We start from the raw sequence: 21,463 nt of genomic DNA, 5'->3' as shown, positions 1-21,463 counted from the left end.
CTTTCCGATTAATTTGCCGTAAGCTTTTTATAAATGACAGATCCGAGCCATCTTGCACAAAGGTTAAACAAGAGCACCGAAATCACCAGCACCGCGGAGCCGCCGTTTGCAATCGCTTCGGCGTCAGGGATGATTCCCTGCGTATTGACACTCCATATATGAACCGCCAGCGTCTCAGCCGGCCTGAAAATGTTGAAAGGAGATGATTCAGAAAACGGGTTCAAATCCGTAAAATTCAGCCGCGGCGTTGTCAGTCCCGCTGTAAATAACAATGCGGCCGCTTCTCCGAATACTCTTCCTGATGCGAGAATGGCTCCGGTTAAAATCGAAGGAATCGCACTCGGAATCAGCACCGTTTTGACGGTATGCCATCTCGATACGCCTAAAGCGAGAGAAGCTTCTTTCAGCTCCTTAGGAACTGCAGTGAGCGCGCCTTCTGTCACCCGGACCATAACGGGAAGGTTAAAGACCGTTAATGCGAGCGCGCCTCCGATAATCGTGTAGCCCCATCCGGTCAGGTTTACAAACATCAGCATGCCGAACATCCCGATGACAATGGACGGAAGCGAAGACAGAACCTCAATACACGTTCTGATAAAATCAGTGATTTTATTTTGGGGCGCATATTCAGCCATAAAGACGCCGCCCCCCACACCAAGCGGTATCGTGATCAGCATGGTGATAAACAGAATGTAAAAGGAATTAAAAAGCTGATCCCGTATTCCGCCGCCTGACGCAATGGCGCTCGATTTTGACGTAAGAAAATGCAAGGAGATTTCAGAGACGCCGTGAATAAGAATGTACAAAAACAATCCTGCCAAAATCGCCGCAATTACAGCGGCGCATAACCCGAATACACCGGTGGCCAATTTATCCGTTATTTTCCGGTTCATTACACTTTCCTCCTAGACGACAAGTAGCGTATGAGCAATATAAACAGAAACGACATGATGAGAAGAACAAGCCCCATAGACCATAACGTATTATTTTCAATACTGCCGTATGTGGTATGGCCCATGTTTAACGTAATAATCGTCGTTAATGTTCCCGCCGTATCAAGCAGGCTTTCCGGCAGAAGCTTTGTATTTCCGATAACCATCTGTACGGCGAGTGCTTCTCCGAACGCTCTTGCCATCCCGAGCACGACAGCGGTCAGCAATGTCGGAAACGCCGCCGGGATAAGCACCTTTCTGATTGTCTGCCACCTCGTCGCACCAAGCGCATATGAACCGTCGCGAAGGTGTTTCGGAAGTGACGCAAGCGCATCAGCGGAAATCGATGTAACAGTCGGCAGAATCATTACCGAGAGTACGATCGTCCCCGCCAGAAGGCTGTGACCCGTTCCGCTTGATTTAAAAGAGCCGATAAACGGAACCAATACTGTAAGACCTATGAATCCATAAACGACGGACGGAATGCCGACAAGCAGCTCAATTACCGGCTGCAGCACCTTTTTTCCCCAAGTCGGCGCAATTTCCGTCATAAACACGGCACCCGCAATACCGAGGGGCGCTGCGATCAGAGCGGACAGAACCGTGACCGCAAATGATCCGAAAATAAAAGGCAGCGCGCCGAACTCAGGTTTTGCCTGGGTTGGATTCCAATTCAGACTTGTTAAGAACTCAATCGGGCTTACACCATTTACAAAAAAAGATTGCAGCCCCTTTATGCCGAGAAAAATTGTGATCGCCGCTGATGCCGCAATGATAATCGCGGCACACACAGACACAATCACCCTTCCGCGGACTTCATCCATTTGCCTGTTTTGTTTTGAGCTTATTAAGCGTTCGCTTACAGACTCTTTTTCTCTGTGATTTATCATTTGTTTACACTCCTATAAGGAAGAAGAGGCGGGGAGCCCGCCCTCCCCTCAGCTTTGCTTGCCGTTTGCGTCACGTGTGACTTTCATATCAGAGATCGGAATGTAACCTTGATCTTTTACGATACTTTTCTGTACTTCATCGCTGTTCATATAGTCAAGAAACGTTTTTGTAAGGCCTGACGCTTCACCTTTCGTATAAGAGTGCTCGTAAGCCCAAATCGGATACTCGCCTGTGACGACGTTTTTCTCTTCCGGTTTGATGCCTCCGATCGATAAAGGCGTTACTTTGTCATCGTTTATATAAGAGAATGCCAGATAACCGATTGCTCCCGGCGTTTCCGCAATGATTTTTTTGACTGTATTGGAGGAATCCTCTGTAATGCCCTCAGCAGGATCTGCTCCGTCAAGCGCGTATTTGACGAACGTAGCGCGTGTTCCTGATGAATCAGGACGGTTCACGAGTGTAATTTTTTGATCTTTACCGCCAAGCTCTTTCCAGTTTTTAATTTTTCCTGTAAAGACGTCTGTCAGCTGTTTTTTGGTTATATCCTTTACGCCCGCACCGGGGTTGACCGCAGCCGCCATCGCCACTACCGCTACTCGGTGGTCTTTTAGGGCTTTTGCATCAATGCCTTCTTTTTCTTCAGCAAAGACATCTGAGTTGCCGATTTGCACTGCCCCTTCAGACACTTGCGAAAGACCTGTTCCTGAACCTCCCGCTTGCACCTGCACATCAGCATCCGGATGTTTTTCCATAAACTTTTCCGCCGCTGCCAGTACTAACGGCTGCATGGCTGATGAACCAGAAATGGTTAAAGAACCTGATGCTTTTTTATCCTCACTTGCAGATTGACTGTCTGTCTTGCCGCTTTCCTTTGCATTTCCGCATGCTGCAGCAACAATCATAACAGCAGCCATCAGAAGCATAAGCATCCATTTGTTTTTTTTCATTTCCTGAATTCCCCCTGCATTTAATGTGTAATTTGTCCTACAGGTCTAGAGTAAAGGGTTCTTGTAAAATGCGTATAAATCAAGTGTTAAGGTTTTGTAAATCCGGATGTTTTTTTGTATAAAAAAAACGCTCACAGATTGTGAGCGTTTTTCTATTAGTTGTTTGTATTGCCGTTTTCAGCGTCTTCCTGAATTTTATCTTCGTTTTTCTGCTTCGTATTATTATCTTCTTGCTTCTTTTTCAGCTCAAAGTATTTGTCCAGAGCTGCTTCCCCGATGTCATTAGTTATTGAATACCTATCATTGTAATTTTCATAAGCCCATGGAACCACTACCGAAATAGCAACTTCAGGATGATCAGCAGGAGCATAAGCCACCAAAGTTGTGTTATAAGTAGAAGCACCAGTTCTTGATTTTATAGGTCCATCATAGAAAGCTTGTGCTGTTCCAGTTTTACCGGCTGGGTGATAACTTTTATTAGCAAAATTTGCTCTCGCAGTCCCTTGAGCTCCATTCATAACAAGTTTAAAACCTTGTTGAACACGTTTAATTTCATTTTCCGTCATATCAAGACGGTTCATCACTTCCGGATTAACAGATTCAACGACTGCCCCGATACCTTTTTTTGAAGGTTTTCTTACTTCTTTCACGACTTGGGGCTTCATACGATAGCCGCCATTAGCAATGGTCGATACATACTGAGCCATTTGAAGCGGAGTGTATGTGTCATATTGGCCAATCGCAAAATCAAGTAAGAAACCTGACTGTCTTTTAGTTCCCACATATCCTGTAGCTTCGTTAGGCAGATCAATTCCTGTTTTTACCCCTAAACCGAATTCACTGAAGTAATAACGAAATTTATCAAATGCGCTGTAATCAAGCGGAAGTGAATGTCCTGATATATATTTACCCTTACCAATTGCAATCGCAGTTTTGAACATATAAACGTTAGATGAACGCTCAAGTGCAGTTAAATCATTTATCGGCCCCATTACACTTACCGATTTTTTAGGAGGGGAGCCTTTAATATTTAAAACTTCATCCGTAAATATATTTCCGATTTTAATAGCACCTGTTTGATAACCTGTTAACAATGTTGCCCCTTTTACAGCTGAGCCCATGTTATAAGAGGAAGTCATTGTTCCTAGTGCATAATCATCAATTTTATATTTGCCGCCTGCTTGTTTAATCTGTTTACCCGCCATTGTAAGCACTTCTCCATTACGGGGATCCATCATTACGACAAATGCTCTGTCAAGCAACTGTGTACTCGGTCTTGCCTTTGCAGCCCTTAAATTTTTCTCAATAATTTTTTCAACGTCTTTTTGCAATTCGGTATCTATAGTGAGCACTAAATCATCCCCGGCTTTACCTTTTGAAACCGTTTCTGTATCTGTTACGTTTCCAGAGGAATCTGTCACATTTCTCACTTTCTCTTTTTGGCCCTGCAGCAGATTTTCATATTGATACTCTAAATAACTTTTTCCTACTCTGTCATTCCTGCTGTAGCCGAGTGACAAATAATGCTCAAGAAGATTTGAAGGGAGTCCCTCATTGGAGCTCGAGACACTGCCGAGAACTGATTTTAACAACCCTTTATTTGGATAAGACCGTTCCCAGTCAGACGTCACGTCAACTCCCGGCAGTTCATCCAAATGTTCGCTGACGACGGCCATTTCTTTTGCCGACACCCCTTCATTTTTGATGTATTGAGGCGTCAGTGAGTAGCCTGAATCCATCTGCCTTTTGATCGCAAGGATCTGCATATCTTTTGAAGTGAGCTCATTCAGCTGTTTGTCTGTGATACGTTTCAGCTGAAGCTGATATAAATCATCGTCAGACAGTTTTTTGTCTTCAGCTTTTTGCTTTTCTTCGGCCGTAATCAGTTTTTTCGCTTCATCAGGCCTCGTTAACATCCAATAGTCTTTTTTATCCCGCTCAGTCACCTTTTTGGTGCTTACCTTAATCATACCCGACAGTTTTTTTGCGATTTTCAAACGCTGCGCCTGGGTGGTTGAGGCTGAACGTGTATATGTAATCGCATTTAATGCTTTATTCGTTACGATGGGATTTAGGTTCCGGTCGTAAATTTTCCCTCTCGGAACCGCCGTGCTGACATCAGACTCCTCCTGCTTATTAGCGGCGTTTTTATAATCATCACCCTGAACGATCTGCTTGATGCCAAGCTCGACGATAATCCAAGTGAAAATAAGAAACGCAGCCAAAAACAAAAAATTAAGCCGGATCGGCAGTGATTTTTTCTTTTCTTTGTTTACAGCTATTTTCTTTTTATTTCTCCTCATGACATCACCTTTTCTTATTTACAGAAAGAAATGACACCTTCTGTTCAGGTGCCATTTTTCATTCTAAAGGTTTTTTCGATATTTTTCTACAGATAACCCTTTTATCTTTCTCCTTTTATAAAATTCGGTTCCGCCGCCCGTTTTTGTCGGTCTTCCTCCACTGTTTCATCAGAAGTTTCCGTGTCCAGTTTGATGTCTTTTATAAAGTAATAAATCAGCGGATGCCCGGCTCCGAGCAGCACGAGCGCCGCCGGTATTCCCACTTTTTCCTTGAACAATGTAACGATGACAAGGAAACAAAGGATGGAAACGATCCGGCCCGCATTTAAAAATAACTCCCTGAGCACAATGTATTCAATTCTGGCTTTTCTGGCAAGCCGCGCCCGGCCTATCACATCGTATGTAAGCGAGACATACGGCACGAGAAGAACTGGATAGCCGATCGCAATAAACACTCCGTACAAAAGGAGCGTCGTGAAGCTCATTTTAAAAATGATGAGAAACAGGGCGCCGTACAAGATCAATCCGCCGATAAGAATCGCCTTTTTCCGCGCTCTTTTTTTGATGAGCCTTGATGCAAAATAATAGGCAAAAAAAGAAACCGCGGAATTGACGAGACCGAATGTTCCGAGCGCCAGCTCACTGTTTGTCGCAATGAATACAAATACACTGATTAAAAAAACAAAAATCCCTTCTCTCAAGCCTTGAAAAAAGTGCGCGTTGGTAATCCGGCGCCAATTCAGATTCGTGTGGCGCTCATCAAAAACTTTTTTCAGCATAAACCGGCCTTTCGACTCCCTCCGCTTCAGAAAAAAGCTCATGACCACGGCAAGGGCAAATAAGCCGAGCGACAGGCTGAAAATGATTGTATAACCCGTATTGTTTTCAAGTCTTGAAATGACATATCCGGCCACAATCGGACCGATCATGCCCGCCGATGAAGACAAAATGCCTAAAAACCCGTTAAAAAAATCTCTCGTTTCCGGTTCCGTGATTTCGAAAGTCAGCACATTAAAAGCCAGCCAGTAAAAGCCGTATCCAACTCCGAGCACGGCCCCTATCAAAACGAGACGGGAAGCCGCAGTTTCTCCGGCAAGCAGCACACTTAAATAAAAAGCGGCCAAAAAGATAACGCCGAACCTTAGAATAAACACCCTGTCAATTTTTTTAGCCAGCCGGCCCGCCAGCAGAAAGGTAACCGGCTGCATCGTTACGACCGACAAATTGTATATGGCCAAATCAATAAATTTTCCCGACTGCTTCCACAAATACACGTTGACAAATGTATTTGACAGCGCGATGCCCAATGAGTAAAGGCCGCCAATCGTCAATAACAGCAGCAGCCCTTTATTTATTTCGATGTCGCCGATAATTTTTTTTATTTTGCTCATCATTGACTCCCCTTTACTACACATTAGTTTGTCTCACTCAAACTGAGATATGTAAAAGGAATCAAAGTCAATAAAAAAACAAGGCCTCCCGCGGGAGACCTTGTGATCATTCAACTCAATTATTTTGCTTCGCTGTAAAGACGGGCAACTTCATCCCAGTTCACAACATTCCAGAAAGCTGAAATGTAATCAGGACGGCGGTTTTGGTAGTTCAGGTAGTACGCGTGCTCCCAAACATCAAGACCGAGAACAGGTGTTTTACCTTCTGAAAGCGGTGAATCTTGGTTTGGCGTGCTTGTAATTTCAAGTTTGCCGTTGTTTACAACGAGCCAAGCCCAGCCTGAACCGAAACGGCCTGCAGCTGCTGCGGCGAATTTTTCTTTAAATTGATCGAAGCTTCCGAACGTGCTTTTGATCTCTTCAGCAAGCTCACCAGTCGGTTCGCCTCCGCCGTTCGGAGATAAAAGAGTCCAGAATAAAGAGTGGTTTGCATGTCCGCCGCCATTGTTGCGGACTGCCGTGCGGATGTCCTCCGGCACTGCGTTCAAATCAGCAACAAGCTCATCTACAGATTTCTCTGCAAGCGCAGATCCTTCGATCGCTTTGTTGAGGTTTGTCACGTATGTGTTATGGTGCTTCGTATGGTGAATCGTCATCGTTTCCTTATCGATATGAGGTTCTAAAGCATCATAAGCGTAAGGCAATTCTGGAAGTTTGTAAGCCATAATTTTTTCCTCCTTTAAATATATGTACTGAAATGCCGCTTAACGCGAACTTTTCTAATCTCAATGTAACAAAAGAAAGCGTGGTAATCAATGAAAAAGCTCACAATCCGGCGATTCCAGCAGACATATTACACTTTATCCGTTCACGGCCGAAATTAAACCTTTCTAAAGCACCGTCCATAAGAAATACCCGATCATAAAGAGCTGAATGACGCCTTTTGCCGCCACGCTTGTTAAAAAGCCGATTAACGAGCCGAGCCCCACTTTTGCCGCGGACTTGATATCCTTTTGATGAACAAACACCTCAGCGCAGAGAGCACCGATAAACGGGCCTAATATAATGCCTGCCACGGGAATAACGAAGGGTCCGATCAATAATCCGATCGTGCTTCCCCAGATTGCCGCCCTGCTTCCTCCGTACCTTTTAACGCCAAGTAAATTTGACACATAGTCAGCTGCGAATAAAACGGCCGCAAATACCGCCTCAATGAGCCAAAACAGGTAAGAATAAGGACTGAAGGAAAACAAAAATCCGTAGAGAAGAAAACCGGCCACAATAAAAATAACGCTTGGAATCACCGGATATACAAGCCCGATAAAAGCAATGACGAAGACCGCAATGATCATCAGCCAATACAAAACACTCATGAAAAAAACACCCTCCTTTGTTTTGCGGGCGATCACCGCTTCCCGCTTTATCTTATTATGTATGATTCCTTATCACCGCTTTAAATACTCTCACTTGTGTTCATCCCCTGTGAACGATACAATAAGCAACATATACCAGTTTAGGCTAGGAAGTGAAGATGTTGAACATATTTACGGCTTTATTGAAAAGTACATACTCTCCGGCGGATATTGCAAAAACACGTTTTCAGGGGATAGGAAAAGCGATCCTTTATGTATTTTTGCTGTCTGTCCTTTTTACGCTGCCAAGCGCTTATTACCTTTCCTCAGGCACCGTAAACTCAATGAACGGTTTCAAAACCGTGTTAAAGAAAGATTTCCCTGATTTCAGCATTTCAAACGGAGAATTGCAGACGAAAGCATCCGCCTCTAAGGAAACGGAAGCGAACGGGTTCGTCATCGTGTTTGATCCGACAGATGCTTACGGCGCGAAACAAATAGCGGCGAAACAAAATGCGATCGGCATTTTGAAAAATAAAATGGTGCTTGCTGTAGACGGACAGGCGACAGAAATGAATTATTCGCTGATGCCAGCTGATATCACAAAAAAAGAAATCATATCAGCATTAAACCAAAATAAAACAATGATCGTCACTGTCCTGTCCATTTTGCTGTTCATCATGACAGCGGCCGGAAAATTCATTGAAGTATCATTTCTCGCCGTCATCGGCCTGATATTGAAAAATGCGCAAAGAAAGACATTGAATTACCAGCAGCTCTGGAAGCTTTCGGCTTATTCCATTACACTTTCGACCATATTCTTTACGATCATGCGCGCGCTTGTTATTACGGTGCCGAGTGAATTTTTAGTGAATTGGTTTGTAAACTTTATCATCCTTTTCCTCGTCTTAAAAGAGATACCGCGAAGTAAAACAGCTGTGTAACAAAGACTGCCCCCGGCGGTCTTCTTTTTTGTCATGAACAAAATGGGACAAGCATACAATGAAGTAAAAATGTATGCGGGAGGCGGTTGGAATGAAGCGGCTTACTTTTGTATTCGGCAGTTTATTTGTGATATTCATTATCTTTTACGATCTTAAAATCGGCACGATCCCTTCTCAAGACCTTCCAGCATACGCAGCGGCGGCACAGCCAGCCCGACAGGAATCTTCATACAGAACGGTTACGGTCAAAAAAGGCGATACGGTGATGTCGATAGTCGGCGCACATAAAGCGCCAGATGATATTGCACAAGATTTTGAAGCGCTGAATCCGAATGTAAAAGCAAATGCCATTCAGGCAGGCACCGCTTATAAATTCCCCGTCTACCGCAATTAAACGTTAATTTCTTGTCAGTTCGGCAAATACACTGTTACAATATAACATGTAAATAGAAGTTGCCTGACATGTAAAAGGCTCAGCCTGCAAAAGCGGTAACTACAATTAAGGAGCGATTGACAAGTGAGTGAAATCACACATCGTACAAAAACGCGTCCCGTCAAAGTGGGACCTTTAACAATAGGCGGAAATAACGAAGTCGTCATTCAGAGTATGACGACGACCAAAACACACGACGTAGAAGCAACAGTTGCGGAAATCAACCGTTTAGCCGAAGCCGGCTGCCAAATTGTCCGGGTGGCATGTCCGGACGAACGCGCCGCTAACGCGATTGCCGACATCAAAAAACAAATTTCCATCCCTCTCGTTGTCGATATTCATTTTGACTACAAGCTTGCATTAAAAGCAATTGAGGGCGGGGCCGACAAAATCAGAATCAACCCGGGAAACATCGGCCGCCGCGAAAAAGTGGAAGCCGTCGTAAAAGCAGCGAAAGAAAAAGGAATTCCGATCCGGATCGGCGTAAACGCGGGTTCTTTGGAAAAACGCATTTTAGAAAAATACGGCTATCCGACTGCTGACGGAATGGTTGAGAGTGCGCTTCATCATATCAAAATCCTGGAAGACCTTGACTTTCACGACATCATCGTCAGCATGAAAGCGTCTGACGTCAATCTAGCCATAGAAGCATACGAAAAAGCATCAAAAGCATTTGATTATCCGCTCCACCTCGGAATTACAGAATCGGGCACGCTGTTTGCCGGAACGGTAAAAAGCGCGGCCGGACTCGGAGCGATTTTAAGCAAAGGAATCGGAAACACGCTCCGGATCTCTCTGAGCGCCGACCCGGTTGAAGAAGTAAAAGTAGCCAGAGAACTGCTGAAATCATTCGGTCTTGCTTCAAACGCGGCTACGCTTATTTCATGCCCGACATGCGGACGGATCGAAATTGATCTCATCAGCATCGCAAATGAAGTGGAAGAATACATTTCTAAAGTCAAAGCGCCGATTAAAGTAGCCGTTCTCGGATGTGCCGTTAACGGACCGGGCGAAGCAAGAGAAGCTGATATCGGGATTGCCGGCGCGCGCGGCGAAGGACTTCTTTTCCGCAAAGGCCAAATCGTCCGCAAAGTCCCTGAAGAAACCATGGTCGAAGAGCTGAAAAAAGAAATCGACAAGCTGGCAGAAGAACACTACGCAAAGCTTGAAGCGGAAAAAGCAAAAGCAGAACAAGAAACACAAAAAGCTTGACGGATATTCCGCCAAGCTTTTTTTGCGTTGTGTTAAAAAAACGGTGTAATGAAGATGCCGAGCACAAGGGAAACAATACCGATTCCCATCGCCCATCCGCCTAAAGCGCCTGCTCCTCTTCTTCTGGCGATATAGCCGACGATAATGCCGCATGCCCCTAATAAAACAGGGAGCACAAACAGGGAAATGATAGAAATAGCCAATGCTGCATACCCTATCCCCCGGCCTTCACTTACTCCGTCCCGATTATCATCACGGTCTGCTGCCCGGTCAGAAGCACGATATGGCTCTGAAATTTCGGCCGCTGTTTCTTCTGAATAAACATCACGCGTGATATCGGTTCCTTCCGATCCATGATCCACGTAGTAGTCGTTGCCTTTTCGATTTTCGTAATCGTATGCCACCTTCAATTCCCCCTTTTTCTTTTATGAAAGGAGCTTTTTTAGTTTCCGCGTTTTTTACGAATTCATGTTTGCTAAACTTTTCTGGTATTGTTAATTGTTTATGTTACACTTGAAGGGATGAATTTATAGGAGTGTGGACATGTTACGGTTAGGTATAGATATTGACGGCACAGTTACGGCACAGGATACATTTGTCCCTTATTTAAACCGCTCATTTCATCTTTCCATTACCTTGGATGATATGACTGATTATGATCTGACGAAGCTTTTGAACATTACAGACGAGGAATTTTGGGAATGGATGAACGTTCATGAAGCAGCCATATATAAAGAAGCGAAGCTCGCGGAATTTGCCAAGCAGGCACTGGACGGACTGAAAGAAGAGCACCGTCTGATCTACATTACGGCAAGACGCGGCCACTTAGAAGATGTTACGCTGGACTGGTTTGCAAACCGGGACATTCATTACGATCACATTGAGCTTGTCGGAGGCCATCACAAAGTGGAAGCCGTCAAAAAACACGGCATTGATTTATTTTTCGAAGATCACCACGGCAATGCGACAATGATCGCAAAAGAAGCAGGCATTCCGGTTATCCTTTTTAACTCCCCATATAATCAGCTCCCCATCGATTCCAATATTATCAGGGTGCAGAATTGGCTTGAAGCCGTCGCCTGGATTAATAAAAACAAACATAGCTTTCAGCATGTCAAAAGCTGAAAAAACCTCCTGTATAAGCAGGAGGTTTTTTATCGGCACGCCGGACAGGTGCCGTAAATTTCAAACTTATGGCCGCTGATTTCATACCCTTCCAAATCATCGTGCAGCTTATCCATCGGACAGGACTCAATTTCCTTCGTTTTCCCGCAGGTTAAACAGATAAAATGGTGATGATGATGGGTATAAGAGCATGTAAAACGGAACAGTTTTTCTCCGGAAAGCTCCGTCGTTTCCAAAATGCCGAGTTCTTCATATAACGAAAGATTTCTGTATATGGTATCAAAGCTCAGACCCGGATAGTCGTCATTTAATGCGGCAAGCACGTTTTTGGCGGTCAGATATTTATCAGAATCAGCAAAAAGCTGCAGCATGTCTTCTCGCTTACTCGTATATTTATACCCTTTTTCTTTCAGCAGGTTCAACGCTTCTTGTACGTTCATGAGGACCTCCCCTTTACAACACGGTATCGCTCCAAAAAGAAAATGGCAGCTGTCTGAACAGCAGGCCATTTTCTTATGATGTATCAAATTATACCTATAAAATGATGAAAAGTAAATGAAAGCCTAGTGAATCGCGGTTTTGAACTTACCGCCCCTCGTTTCATGGGTATTCATGATTGTAATAAAGGCGTTTTTATCAATTTCAAACACAATGGATTTCAATTTAGTCACTTCAAGCCTTGTCACGACCGCGTAAATGACTTCTTTGGTTTCATCCGTATATCCGCCTTTTCCCTGAAGCTTAGTGGTTCCCCGTCCAAGCCGGTGCAATATTGCATCTGAGATCTCAGCATATTGCTCTGCAACAATAATGACCGCTTTTGTTTCATCAAGCCCCTGGATGACCGCGTCAATCGTTTTCATGGCAATATAATAAGTCATGAAAGAATACATTGCCTGCTCCGGACCGAACACAAAACCGGCCCAAATGAAAATAAACACATTGATGAGCATAACGAATTCCCCGACTGAAAAGGGCAGCTTTTTCGTGAGAAGGATACCGAGGATTTCAGTACCGTCCATCGAGCCTCCGTTTCGGATGACAAGGCCTACCCCGAAACCGAGCAAAAGCCCCCCGAATACCGTCGCCAAAATAGGCTGGGTCGTAATGGCCTCCACATGGTGCAATGAGGATTCAATCAGCGCTAAACCGACGATTCCGATAACAGTAGAGATGAGAAATGTTTTTCCGATATATTTATATCCGAAAATCATAAATGGAATGTTGAGTAACACAACGAATAAGGCAAAATTGAGGAGGGGATTGGACATAAAGAGGTGGTCTAAAATTAATGAAACACCGATAATGCCTCCGTCGATAAAATTATTAGGGACCAGAAACAATTCAATACTTACGGCGGCTGAACCCGCCCCGATCAGAATCATAATGACCCTGAAGATAAAGTGTAAAAATGATTCTCTTTTATGCTGTTTATTTGGGGTCATAAAATCTCCTTTCCTATAATAACTATTTTAAACAGTAAGCAACTTTATTTTACCATTAAAAGCTGTAACATTTTAATGATCTGCTCAATACATTATGTCTAAAGAGGTGAAAGTATCGATGATTTTAATACAAAGAATTATTTTGCAGCGGCTCAATCAAGTCACTGCGGACGATCTGCTGAAATATTCCAAGCAATACGGGATCAGCATTACAAGAAGTCAAGCGGCTGAGGTAGCGGCTCTGATGCACGGAAAAAACATCAATATTTTTGATGAACAGGAGCGGCTGCGCCTGCTGAAAAAAGTGGAAACGATAACTTCAAAAGAAACGGCGCGGAAAGTTGACGAACTTTTCAATCAATTCTCAGGGTAAAAAAGGAGGGACACCCGCCCCTCCTTTCTTTCTTATTGAGCTGATATTTTTTCAAGAAGCTCCTTATCAAACTGCTTTTCTTTCAGCATTTCGATTTCAAAACGGTACGGCGGCTTCTTATTTTTCTTGTCTTCGCCTACATACGGTGTTTCGAGGATTTTCGGGATATCGGCAAGCTGCTCGTGATGAACGATGTACTGCAGAGCGTCAAAACCGATCTCTCCGAACCCGATATTTTCATGGCGGTCTTTCCGGGCGCCTTTGACATTTTTACTGTCGTTAACATGAAGGACTTTTATCCGATCGATGCCGACGATTTTATCAAACTCGTTAAGAACACCGTCAAAATCATTAGCGACATCATACCCGGCGTCATGGGTGTGGCAAGTGTCAAAGCAGACGGATAGATGTTCATTATGCGTGACCCCCGCAATGATCTCGGCCAGCTCTTCAAAGCTTCTCCCGCATTCTGATCCTTTGCCCGCCATTGTCTCCAGCGCAATCTGCACGTTTTGCCCGGGAACAATCACTTCGTTTAAACCTTCAATGATTTTTTTGATGCCCGTCTCAGCCCCGGCTCCGACATGCGCCCCTGGATGAAGCACGATCTGTCTCGCGCCGATCGCTGCCGTTCTTTCAATTTCAGAACGCAGAAAATCAACGCCCAGCTCAAATGTTGCCGGATTTGTCGTATTTCCAATGTTAATGATGTACGGCGCATGCACGACAATCTCATCGATGCCGTTTTCCTTCATATGGGCGCGGCCCTCTTCGATATTCAAGTCTTCAATTTTTTTGCGGCGCGTGTTTTGGGGAGCGCCTGTATAGATCATAAATGTATTCGCCCCGTACGAAACAGCTTCCTTGCTTGCGGCAAGGAGCATATGTTTTCCGCTCATTGAGACGTGTGAACCTATTTTCAGCAACCCGATTCCCCTACTTTCCTTTGTTAGATTTGTTTCTTCTCTGCTTTCTTTTTATCTTTTCCATTTCGTAGCTCATTTTCTTTTTATAGCCCGGCTTCACTTTTTTTGGTTTTTTCACGAGGCGCTTCGCCATTTGGTCGGCCTCATTCTCCGATTTTTTGCGTTTTTTGCGGCGGTGGCGGTCATCGCCTTTCTTCCATTCGCCGTTTACAAGCTCCGCATAGTCAAACACAATACCCATCTTTTCGAGTCTTACGAGCGCATCTTCGTCAGAAAGCTCATAAATGGTCAGTGCTTGGCCTGATGAACCCGCGCGTGCGGTTCTCCCGACGCGGTGAACATAAAAATCCAGATCGTCCGGAAGCTCATAGTTGATGACGTGGCTTACGCCTTTAATGTCAATTCCTCTTGCCGCAAGGTCTGTCGCAATGACATAAGTGAATTCCAGATCATTAATCTGCTTCATTACCTTCTTACGCTCACGCGGCGTTAATCCCCCGTGCAGAAGACCGATCCTCATGCCCTTTTCAGTCAGGTATTTCGCAATATGGTCAGCCGTGTTTTTCGTATTTGCAAACACAATGCCCAGATAAGGATTCAGATGAGACATCATATCAAAAAGCAGTTTGTCTTTATCACGCTGTTTAGAAGGAACCAACACATGTTCAATCTTTTCGGCTGTGATTCTTTTCGGCTCAACATGCGCGTACTTCGGATTTTCCATATACTTTTTCAAAAACGGCTTCAGCTTTTCCGGAATCGTAGCTGAGAACACAAGCATCTGCAGTTCTTCCGGCATACGCGATCCGATATAATCAACGTCTTCTAAAAAGCCCATATCAAGCATCAGATCAGCTTCGTCAATGACGAGAGACTGCGCTTTATAGACGTTCAATGCCTGCGCCTTAATCAGATCCGCGATCCGGCCCGGCGTTCCGACGACGAGATGAGGCTGTGTTTTCAGCTTATCAATTGATTTTTGCTTGTCCGTCCCGCCGATGAAGCATTTTGTCCGGATCGGCTCATCTTCCGCACCCTGTGTGATTTTGAGTGCTTCCTGATGAATCTGATTGGCAAGCTCTCTCGTCGGCGCCGTGATAACAGCCTGTACCGTATCAGAACCCGGATCAATCCGATTCAAAATTGGCAATAAATAGGCGTGGGTTTTCCCCGTCCCCGTCTGGGACTGCCCGATCACGCTTTCGTTTTTCAGTACGGCAGGTATCAGACGCTTTTGAATATCTGTCGGTTCATAAAAACCAAGGCGGTGAACTGCATCTATAATAAACGGTTTTAAGTTGTATCCATCAAATTTAGTTTCTTTCATTTTTCCCAGCTCCTTAAAGCGGCACATTCTGTGTCCATCATCACATTATAACCGATTTTACTTAAAAACACCATGTCTTGGGGGAATCCTGTTTTCGAGACAGAAAAGCAAATGCCCCCTCCGATGCATATTGTAATAGCAGAGAGACAGAAAGGAGGTACAAGTATGTTTCCACAGCAGCCGATGAGAAATATGGCGCAGCAGGGACGGCCGTTTATGAATCCGCGTATGATGATGGGAGGAAGACCGTCATTGCCGGGACGGCAGCTAATGCAGCAGGGCCGGCAGCTTTTCCCTCAGCAGCAGATTGCCGGAGCGGGCCTGAGAAACGCAGGCACGGGCGGCGGAGGGGGCTTAAAAGGTATGCTTTCCCGTTTTTTACCCGGTTCAGGAGGAGGAAGCGCTGCCGCGTCGGCACCGGCGGCGGCCAGCGGAGGAGCAGGTGCAGGACTGCAGGGAATACAGAACCTGGCAAGTCCGGCATCCCTGTCGAACATGCTCGGCAACGTTCAGAAGGTGCTCGGCGTGGCGCAGCAGGTTACGCCGATGATCCAGCAGTACGGTCCTTTAGTACGGAGTCTGCCCGCCATGATGAAGCTTTACAGCCAATTAAGCAGCAGTGATGACGAGAATGAATCTGACGAGACGAAAGAAACAGACGAACAGGACAAAAAGGATGAAGCTGAAAAAACAGATGAAACAGAAGATGAAAACAAATCAGACGCCTCATCCAAAACATCAAAGAAGACGTCTGAAAAAGCATCCGCTTCAAAAGAAAAAGACGCCGCACAGGCAGACTCAGCGGAACAGCCGCGTCCAAAAAGAACATCGGGCAGATCAAAGCCGAAATTATATATTTAACATTCTTTGATATCTCACGAAAGATTAGCTATAATGAGATCAGAAGAATGCAAGATTTGAGCCGTTTAACTACGGCTTTTTATATTGCCTCTACACTCACTTTTGATAGGAGGACATCTACATTGGACGTTATCAAAATATCGCCGCGCGGCTACTGTTACGGCGTTGTTGATGCCATGGTCATAGCCAAAAACGCGTCACTCGATAAAACACTGCCAAGACCTATATATATACTCGGAATGATTGTTCATAATAAGCATGTCACAGATGCGTTTGAGGAAGACGGCATTTACACGCTTGACGGCACAAACCGTCTGGAGATTTTAAAGCAGGTGGAAAAAGGAACCGTTATTTTCACGGCTCACGGGGTATCTCCGGAAGTAAGAAAAGCCGCTGAGGAAAAAGGGCTTGTTACGATTGACGCCACATGCCCGGACGTCACGAAAACACATGACTTAATCCGGAAAGTAAAAGCTGAAGGTTATCACGTCATATACATCGGTAAAAAAGGCCACCCCGAGCCTGAAGGAGCTGTCGGCGTCGCTCCTGAAATCGTTCATCTCGTTGAAACAGAGGAAGACGTGAGAAATCTCGATATTCAGGCTGAGAAATTAATCGTTACAAACCAAACGACAATGTCCCAGTGGGACGTCCACGATATTATGGAATCAGTCAAAGAAAAGTACCCGTACGTGGAATACCATCAGGAAATCTGCCTGGCCACACAGGTTCGTCAAGAAGCTGTATCAGAGCAGGCAAAAAAAGCGGACTTAACCATTGTTGTCGGTGATCCGAAAAGCAATAACTCCAACAGACTGGCGCAAGTGTCAGAAGAAATCGCCGGAACAAAAGCCTACCGAATCGGAGACATCAGTGAACTGAAGCTCGAATGGCTGAAAGACGTCAATACCGTCGCCGTTACCGCAGGCGCATCAACACCGACACCGATTACAAAGGAAGTCATCCGCTTTTTAGAGCAGTTTGACCACAACGATGAATCGACATGGCAGCTTGAACACAGTGTGCCGCTTAAAAAAATCCTTCCGAAAGTAAAAATAAAAGACTGAGGCCCGGGGCCTCAGTTTTTTTATAAGAAGGTAAATGGGTTTGTATCTGTTTCGGAAGCGAAAATGCGCACATCATAGTTTTTCTCTCCTGCCATTGCCGTAAGCTTCTCAGCCGTGCCTTTTCTCATGATCTTTTCAGCATAATGCCCCGGGTCCACGACGTTTAATCCCATCATCATCGCATCATGCGCTACATGGAAATAAAGATCGCCCGTCACGTAAACATCTGCACCTTTCCGCTTTGCCTGATAAATATATTTATTTCCGTCACCGCCAAGAACCGCGACTTTTTTCACCTTGCTGTTTCGCTCTCCGACCATCCGGACTCCGTTAACGTCAAACTTTTCTTTCACAAACAGAGCAAACTCTTCAAGCGTCATGTCTTGCTGAAGTTTTCCGATGCGGCCGAGTCCTTTTTCAAGCGGAGACTGCTCCACCGGATAAATATCATATGCCACCTCTTCATACGGATGGCTTTTTTTCAGCGCTTTTACGACGGTTTTCTCCATACTTGCCGGAAAAACGGTCTCAAGTCTCACTTCATGGACGAGCTCCAGTTCTCCCGTCTGTCCGATAAACGGTTCCGCCCCGTCCAGCGGCTTAAAGCTGCCGATTCCCTCAGAGGAGAACGCGCAATGGCTGTAATTGCCGATATGTCCCGCTCCGGCGTTGCCAAGTGCGGTTCTTACAGCTTCTTCATAGTCTTTCGGAACATAGACGGCAAGCTTTTTCATCGGGTCCGAATATGTCGGGACGAGCACTTCTGTGTCTGTCAGGCCGAGAGCTTCGGCAAGCAGATCATTCACACCGCCGTCCGCCACATCAAGATTCGTATGAGCCGCATATACGGCAATATCATGCTTTATACATTTCTCAATCAGTCTTCCGCCAGGCTGATCAGTGGTGATCTGTTTAAGCGGCCGAAAGATCGGCGGATGGTGGGCGATAATTAAGTCAACTTTTTTCTCTATGGCTTCATCTACCGTTTGTTCCAGAACATCCAGTGTCACCATGACATTTTTCACCGGCTTATTCAATGTACCGATCTGCAGACCGATTTTATCTCCTTCCACCGCAAAAGCCTTCGGTGAAAATTGTTCAAACAGCTGGATGATTTCCTGTCCGTTCACATGTTTAGGCATGTCCGATTACCTCCTTCAGCAGAGAAATCCGCTCTTTCAATTCAGCTAATTTTTCATGATTTTCATGCTTTGCGCTGCGGCTGATCTGTTCATAAATTTGTTCAGTATGCTTAAGTTCCTGGCTCCATTTCCGAAGAAACACTTCATTCCTCTCTTTTAATAAAAACGGACCCGCAAGCATTCCGGCAGCCATCGGCACGTCCCGATACGGCGCATCACGGTCGCCAGTTTCCGCAACGAGGATTTCATAACACTTTCCGTCTTCTTCGAGAATCACTTCATCAATCAGTTCATAGCCTTCCTGATACAGCCACTCTCTTATATGAACGGCATGAATATTCGGCTGCAGAATCAGCCGTTCACGCCCCGTCAATTTCGTTTTTCCGGACTCCAAAATATGAGCGATCAGCGCTCCGCCCATGCCAGCGATTGTAATGGCGCCGGCTTCTCCTTTTTCAAGGACGCTCAGCCCGTCACCTTTCCTTACGGAGATAAGAGTGCTTAAGTCCAGTTTTTCCACCTGCTGTTTGGCGGATAGAAACGGTCCGTCTGTAATTTCACCGGCGATTGCCCGGCTTGCCAAATGATTCAAAACGGCATAGCAAGGAAGATACGCGTGGTCCGACCCGATATCAGCAACCAGGGCACCCGGAGGGATATATTCCGCCACAGACTGCAATCTTTTAGATAACTTCATTTCATTCACAATATCACAACTTTTCTCAGGTTCTTTTTCCTTTACTATCATATAAAAAAACCGCCCGGAATCCAAGCGGCGGATAGAGTTTTTCATATGTCTTTTATATAGGGACCGGTAAAGCTTTATTTAATGTCAGAAACCCATTTTGCCATGTCATCCAGCTTTTCGGCCGGCACAAGGCCCGCGGGCATCCCGTTGCCGCCTTTTTCAATTTTTGTTTTAATCTCAGCGACATCTTTTCTTTTGCCGACGCCTTTTAAGTTCGGCCCTGACACACCTTCATAGTTTTCCCCGTGACAGGTGATGCAGTTCGCTTTATAAATCTCTTCAGGTGAAGCGTTTGCAGTTTCCTTCTCGGCATTTTTGCTTTCACCGCCGCTTGCGATCTGATGCGCATCTCCATTGCCTTTTACAGCTAAAAAGAAAGTCAGCCCTATTCCCAGCACTGCAATGAGCAAAAAAGGAATCAGCGGATTCCACTTCATATCTCCATCCCCCTTTTTCATTCTCCCCCTATGTAAACACTTCTAATTCTAACTTATTTTTACAAAAAGTAAATGGTCTTACTCAGCAATTTCATTGATTTCACAATTTATACAAAAAGCAAAAATAACTGTTTTGTTTATCACAAAATTATCTTTATTCTATTGTATAATGAATTGTATACGCTTACAATAAAGAATATAAATAAACTTATCTCATTTTCCCCCTTTCAGGACATGCCGCATTTTTTCCAAACTCATTTGCAAAACATATGCTTATCCAGTAAAATAAAGGTATATTATCCATATATCTTATACATAAAAAAGAACGGATCAAAAAGACCCGTTCCATTCTATTCGAGAAAATCCTTCAGACGTTTGCTTCTGCTCGGATGTCTCAATTTGCGAAGCGCTTTTGCTTCAATTTGGCGAATACGCTCTCTCGTTACTCCAAACACTTTGCCTACTTCTTCCAAAGTTCTTGTGCGTCCGTCATCCAGACCGAAACGGAGACGCAGCACGTTTTCTTCACGATCTGTCAACGTATCCAGCACATCTTCCAGCTGTTCTTTTAAAAGCTCATATGCCGCATGATCCGACGGAGATGTCGCTTCCTGGTCTTCGATGAAATCACCGAGATGTGAGTCGTCCTCTTCACCGATCGGCGTTTCTAAAGAAACAGGCTCTTGAGCAATTTTTAATATTTCACGGACTTTTTCAGGCGTAAGATCCATGTCTTCAGCAATCTCTTCCGGTGTCGGCTCTCTGCCAAGATCCTGAAGAAGCTGACGCTGCACCCGGATTAATTTGTTGATGGTTTCCACCATGTGAACCGGGATACGGATTGTTCTCGCCTGGTCAGCGATGGCGCGTGTAATCGCCTGTCTGATCCACCAAGTCGCATACGTACTGAATTTATATCCTTTACGGTAGTCAAACTTCTCGACGGCTTTCATGAGACCCATGTTTCCTTCTTGGATCAAGTCTAAGAAAAGCATGCCGCGGCCGACATACCGTTTAGCAATGCTGACAACTAAACGAAGGTTTGCTTCAGCCAGTCTGCGTTTAGATTCCTCGTCACCCTCTTCAATTTTTTGAGCGTAGGTGATTTCTTCTTTAGCAGAAAGAAGATTTACCCGTCCGATTTCCTTAAGGTACATGCGGACTGGATCATTGATCTTTACGCCAGGCGGTACGCTGAGGTCATTAAGGTCAAATTCTTCTTCGGCTTTGGCAAGCTGTTGAATATTAGGATCTTCCGTTTCTTCATTTTCACTAATTAATTCAACACCTTGTTCTCCTAAAAATTCATAATACTCATCCATTTGGTCTGATTCAATTTCAAAGCTGGACATGCGTTCAGCAATTTCTTCATATGTTAAAACGCCACGTTTTTTTCCAGTTTCAGTAAGCTGCTCTTTTACCTGGTCTAATGTAAGTTCTGTTTCTGTTTCGTGGGTTTGTTTATCAGCCATTATGGATCCCTCCTTCCAAAGCTTGCAACGAATTCTAAAAGCGGTATGTTTCTTATCCGACCCGGAAGCCTTCTCTCTTTTTCAGCATGCAGGGCTGCGGATAATAAATGACAATTCATGATGAGGTTAAGC

23 protein-coding genes are annotated in these 21,463 nt (G+C 44.8%); 7 read left to right on the top strand and 16 right to left on the bottom strand.

Annotated elements, in window-relative coordinates; genetic code table 11:
* Positions 1-8: 8 nt before the first annotated feature.
* The 7 genes from pstA to BGM27_RS06955 all read right to left on the bottom strand — a co-directional run bounded on the left by pstA (position 9) and on the right by BGM27_RS06955 (position 7,840).
* Positions 9-893: a phosphate ABC transporter permease PstA gene (gene pstA, locus BGM27_RS06985; protein WP_007408306.1), complete on the bottom strand. Its 885-nt coding sequence runs from the start codon at positions 891-893 to the stop codon at positions 9-11.
* Positions 893-1,822 (bottom strand): phosphate ABC transporter permease subunit PstC, encoded by a 930-nt coding sequence (gene pstC, locus BGM27_RS06980; protein ID WP_012117997.1) that lies wholly within the window; start codon positions 1,820-1,822, stop codon positions 893-895. Before pstC ends, pstA begins: the two co-directional genes overlap by 1 nt.
* A 48-nt stretch (positions 1,823-1,870) precedes the next feature.
* Positions 1,871-2,773 carry a phosphate ABC transporter substrate-binding protein gene (locus BGM27_RS06975; protein ID WP_007408304.1) on the bottom strand — a complete coding sequence of 301 codons (903 nt, stop codon included), beginning with the start codon at positions 2,771-2,773 and terminating at the stop codon, positions 1,871-1,873.
* A gap of 155 nt (positions 2,774-2,928) precedes the next feature.
* On the bottom strand, positions 2,929-5,076 hold the full coding sequence (locus BGM27_RS06970) for a peptidoglycan D,D-transpeptidase FtsI family protein (RefSeq protein WP_007408303.1): 2,148 nt from the start codon (positions 5,074-5,076) through the stop codon (positions 2,929-2,931).
* A gap of 101 nt (positions 5,077-5,177) precedes the next feature.
* Positions 5,178-6,467: an MFS transporter gene (locus BGM27_RS06965; RefSeq protein WP_007408302.1), complete on the bottom strand. Its 1,290-nt coding sequence runs from the start codon at positions 6,465-6,467 to the stop codon at positions 5,178-5,180.
* Between the two features lie 119 nt (positions 6,468-6,586).
* On the bottom strand, positions 6,587-7,192 hold the full coding sequence (sodA, locus tag BGM27_RS06960) for a superoxide dismutase SodA (protein WP_003153025.1): 606 nt from the start codon (positions 7,190-7,192) through the stop codon (positions 6,587-6,589).
* Between the two features lie 165 nt (positions 7,193-7,357).
* Complete coding sequence (locus BGM27_RS06955; RefSeq protein ID WP_007408301.1) at positions 7,358-7,840, bottom strand: DUF456 domain-containing protein; 483 nt, start codon at positions 7,838-7,840, stop codon at positions 7,358-7,360.
* Between the two features lie 158 nt (positions 7,841-7,998).
* Between BGM27_RS06955 and BGM27_RS06950 the strand changes: the two genes are divergently transcribed.
* The 3 genes from BGM27_RS06950 to ispG all read left to right on the top strand — a co-directional run bounded on the left by BGM27_RS06950 (position 7,999) and on the right by ispG (position 10,408).
* Positions 7,999-8,763, top strand: coding sequence for a DUF1189 domain-containing protein (locus tag BGM27_RS06950; protein ID WP_020954234.1), 765 nt, complete (start codon positions 7,999-8,001; stop codon positions 8,761-8,763).
* A gap of 91 nt (positions 8,764-8,854) precedes the next feature.
* On the top strand, positions 8,855-9,157 hold the full coding sequence (locus BGM27_RS06945; RefSeq protein ID WP_007408299.1) for a LysM peptidoglycan-binding domain-containing protein: 303 nt from the start codon (positions 8,855-8,857) through the stop codon (positions 9,155-9,157).
* A 132-nt stretch (positions 9,158-9,289) separates the two neighbouring features.
* Positions 9,290-10,408 (top strand): flavodoxin-dependent (E)-4-hydroxy-3-methylbut-2-enyl-diphosphate synthase, encoded by a 1,119-nt coding sequence (ispG, locus tag BGM27_RS06940; protein WP_169510269.1) that lies wholly within the window; start codon positions 9,290-9,292, stop codon positions 10,406-10,408.
* 32 nt (positions 10,409-10,440) lie between these two features.
* On the opposite strand, the gene BGM27_RS06935 is transcribed toward ispG, so the two are convergent.
* On the bottom strand, positions 10,441-10,818 hold the full coding sequence (locus BGM27_RS06935) for a DUF308 domain-containing protein (RefSeq protein ID WP_087920773.1): 378 nt from the start codon (positions 10,816-10,818) through the stop codon (positions 10,441-10,443).
* A gap of 133 nt (positions 10,819-10,951) precedes the next feature.
* Between BGM27_RS06935 and BGM27_RS06930 the strand changes: the two genes are divergently transcribed.
* A complete protein-coding gene (locus BGM27_RS06930) occupies positions 10,952-11,533 on the top strand; it encodes a nucleotidase (protein WP_007408297.1) in 582 nt (193 codons plus the stop codon).
* 29 nt (positions 11,534-11,562) lie between these two features.
* Here the strand turns inward: BGM27_RS06930 and zur are convergent, their stop codons facing one another.
* Positions 11,563-11,973 (bottom strand): zinc uptake transcriptional repressor Zur, encoded by a 411-nt coding sequence (zur, locus tag BGM27_RS06925; RefSeq protein WP_003153018.1) that lies wholly within the window; start codon positions 11,971-11,973, stop codon positions 11,563-11,565.
* Positions 11,974-12,096: 123 nt separating this feature from the next.
* Positions 12,097-12,978 carry a YitT family protein gene (locus BGM27_RS06920; protein ID WP_007408296.1) on the bottom strand — a complete coding sequence of 294 codons (882 nt, stop codon included), beginning with the start codon at positions 12,976-12,978 and terminating at the stop codon, positions 12,097-12,099.
* A 118-nt stretch (positions 12,979-13,096) separates the two neighbouring features.
* On the opposite strand from BGM27_RS06920, the gene BGM27_RS06915 reads away from it, so the two are divergent.
* Positions 13,097-13,351 carry a DUF2624 domain-containing protein gene (locus BGM27_RS06915; RefSeq protein ID WP_003153013.1) on the top strand — a complete coding sequence of 85 codons (255 nt, stop codon included), beginning with the start codon at positions 13,097-13,099 and terminating at the stop codon, positions 13,349-13,351.
* A gap of 32 nt (positions 13,352-13,383) precedes the next feature.
* Here the strand turns inward: BGM27_RS06915 and BGM27_RS06910 are convergent, their stop codons facing one another.
* Together BGM27_RS06910 and BGM27_RS06905 are read right to left on the bottom strand one after the other, a co-directional pair.
* On the bottom strand, positions 13,384-14,277 hold the full coding sequence (locus BGM27_RS06910) for a deoxyribonuclease IV (RefSeq protein ID WP_007408295.1): 894 nt from the start codon (positions 14,275-14,277) through the stop codon (positions 13,384-13,386).
* Between the two features lie 10 nt (positions 14,278-14,287).
* The gene (locus BGM27_RS06905) at positions 14,288-15,604 is read right to left on the bottom strand and encodes a DEAD/DEAH box helicase (RefSeq protein WP_003153010.1); all 1,317 of its coding nucleotides are present in this window, start codon (positions 15,602-15,604) and stop codon (positions 14,288-14,290) included.
* Between the two features lie 165 nt (positions 15,605-15,769).
* On the opposite strand from BGM27_RS06905, the gene vrrA reads away from it, so the two are divergent.
* Together vrrA and BGM27_RS06895 are read left to right on the top strand one after the other, a co-directional pair.
* Positions 15,770-16,465, top strand: coding sequence for a VrrA/YqfQ family protein (vrrA, locus tag BGM27_RS06900; protein WP_007408294.1), 696 nt, complete (start codon positions 15,770-15,772; stop codon positions 16,463-16,465).
* Between the two features lie 122 nt (positions 16,466-16,587).
* On the top strand, positions 16,588-17,532 hold the full coding sequence (locus BGM27_RS06895) for a 4-hydroxy-3-methylbut-2-enyl diphosphate reductase (RefSeq protein ID WP_007408293.1): 945 nt from the start codon (positions 16,588-16,590) through the stop codon (positions 17,530-17,532).
* A gap of 20 nt (positions 17,533-17,552) precedes the next feature.
* Here BGM27_RS06895 and BGM27_RS06890 read toward each other — a convergent pair whose 3' ends face one another.
* From BGM27_RS06890 to rpoD, 4 genes are all read right to left on the bottom strand, one after another.
* Complete coding sequence (locus tag BGM27_RS06890) at positions 17,553-18,674, bottom strand: Nif3-like dinuclear metal center hexameric protein (protein WP_007408292.1); 1,122 nt, start codon at positions 18,672-18,674, stop codon at positions 17,553-17,555.
* Entirely contained in the window at positions 18,667-19,371 is a 705-nt protein-coding gene (locus BGM27_RS06885) for a tRNA (adenine(22)-N(1))-methyltransferase (RefSeq protein ID WP_012118009.1), read from the bottom strand. The genes BGM27_RS06890 and BGM27_RS06885 overlap by 8 nt, the downstream gene beginning before the upstream one ends.
* A 125-nt stretch (positions 19,372-19,496) precedes the next feature.
* Complete coding sequence (gene cccA / locus BGM27_RS06880; RefSeq protein WP_003152999.1) at positions 19,497-19,859, bottom strand: cytochrome c550; 363 nt, start codon at positions 19,857-19,859, stop codon at positions 19,497-19,499.
* 350 nt (positions 19,860-20,209) lie between these two features.
* A complete protein-coding gene (rpoD, locus tag BGM27_RS06875) occupies positions 20,210-21,331 on the bottom strand; it encodes an RNA polymerase sigma factor RpoD (RefSeq protein ID WP_003152998.1) in 1,122 nt (373 codons plus the stop codon).
* Positions 21,332-21,463 lie beyond the last annotated feature (132 nt).

Source organism: Bacillus sp. FJAT-27001 (genome assembly GCF_019039175.1).
In the GTDB taxonomy this organism is placed as follows: Bacteria; Bacillota; Bacilli; order Bacillales; family Bacillaceae; genus Bacillus; species Bacillus velezensis.
This window is presented reverse-complemented; position numbering and strand designations above follow the sequence as displayed.

Bases quoted from the DNA above. Each gene is read 5' to 3' on its own strand.
- pstA (WP_007408306.1), bottom strand. From the start codon at position 893: ATGAACCGGAAAATAACGGATAAATTGGCCACCGGTGTATTCGGGTTA.
- pstC (WP_012117997.1), bottom strand. From the start codon at position 1,822: ATGATAAATCACAGAGAAAAAGAGTCTGTAAGCGAACGCTTAATAAGC.
- BGM27_RS06975 (WP_007408304.1), bottom strand. From the start codon at position 2,773: ATGAAAAAAAACAAATGGATGCTTATGCTTCTGATGGCTGCTGTTATG.
- BGM27_RS06970 (WP_007408303.1), bottom strand. From the start codon at position 5,076: ATGAGGAGAAATAAAAAGAAAATAGCTGTAAACAAAGAAAAGAAAAAA.
- BGM27_RS06965 (WP_007408302.1), bottom strand. From the start codon at position 6,467: ATGAGCAAAATAAAAAAAATTATCGGCGACATCGAAATAAATAAAGGG.
- sodA (WP_003153025.1), bottom strand. From the start codon at position 7,192: ATGGCTTACAAACTTCCAGAATTGCCTTACGCTTATGATGCTTTAGAA.
- BGM27_RS06955 (WP_007408301.1), bottom strand. From the start codon at position 7,840: ATGAGTGTTTTGTATTGGCTGATGATCATTGCGGTCTTCGTCATTGCT.
- BGM27_RS06950 (WP_020954234.1), top strand. From the start codon at position 7,999: ATGTTGAACATATTTACGGCTTTATTGAAAAGTACATACTCTCCGGCG.
- BGM27_RS06945 (WP_007408299.1), top strand. From the start codon at position 8,855: ATGAAGCGGCTTACTTTTGTATTCGGCAGTTTATTTGTGATATTCATT.
- BGM27_RS06930 (WP_007408297.1), top strand. From the start codon at position 10,952: ATGTTACGGTTAGGTATAGATATTGACGGCACAGTTACGGCACAGGAT.
- zur (WP_003153018.1), bottom strand. From the start codon at position 11,973: ATGAACGTACAAGAAGCGTTGAACCTGCTGAAAGAAAAAGGGTATAAA.
- BGM27_RS06920 (WP_007408296.1), bottom strand. From the start codon at position 12,978: ATGACCCCAAATAAACAGCATAAAAGAGAATCATTTTTACACTTTATC.
- BGM27_RS06915 (WP_003153013.1), top strand. From the start codon at position 13,097: ATGATTTTAATACAAAGAATTATTTTGCAGCGGCTCAATCAAGTCACT.
- BGM27_RS06905 (WP_003153010.1), bottom strand. From the start codon at position 15,604: ATGAAAGAAACTAAATTTGATGGATACAACTTAAAACCGTTTATTATA.
- vrrA (WP_007408294.1), top strand. From the start codon at position 15,770: ATGTTTCCACAGCAGCCGATGAGAAATATGGCGCAGCAGGGACGGCCG.
- BGM27_RS06890 (WP_007408292.1), bottom strand. From the start codon at position 18,674: ATGCCTAAACATGTGAACGGACAGGAAATCATCCAGCTGTTTGAACAA.
- BGM27_RS06885 (WP_012118009.1), bottom strand. From the start codon at position 19,371: ATGAAGTTATCTAAAAGATTGCAGTCTGTGGCGGAATATATCCCTCCG.
- cccA (WP_003152999.1), bottom strand. From the start codon at position 19,859: ATGAAGTGGAATCCGCTGATTCCTTTTTTGCTCATTGCAGTGCTGGGA.
- rpoD (WP_003152998.1), bottom strand. From the start codon at position 21,331: ATGGCTGATAAACAAACCCACGAAACAGAAACAGAACTTACATTAGAC.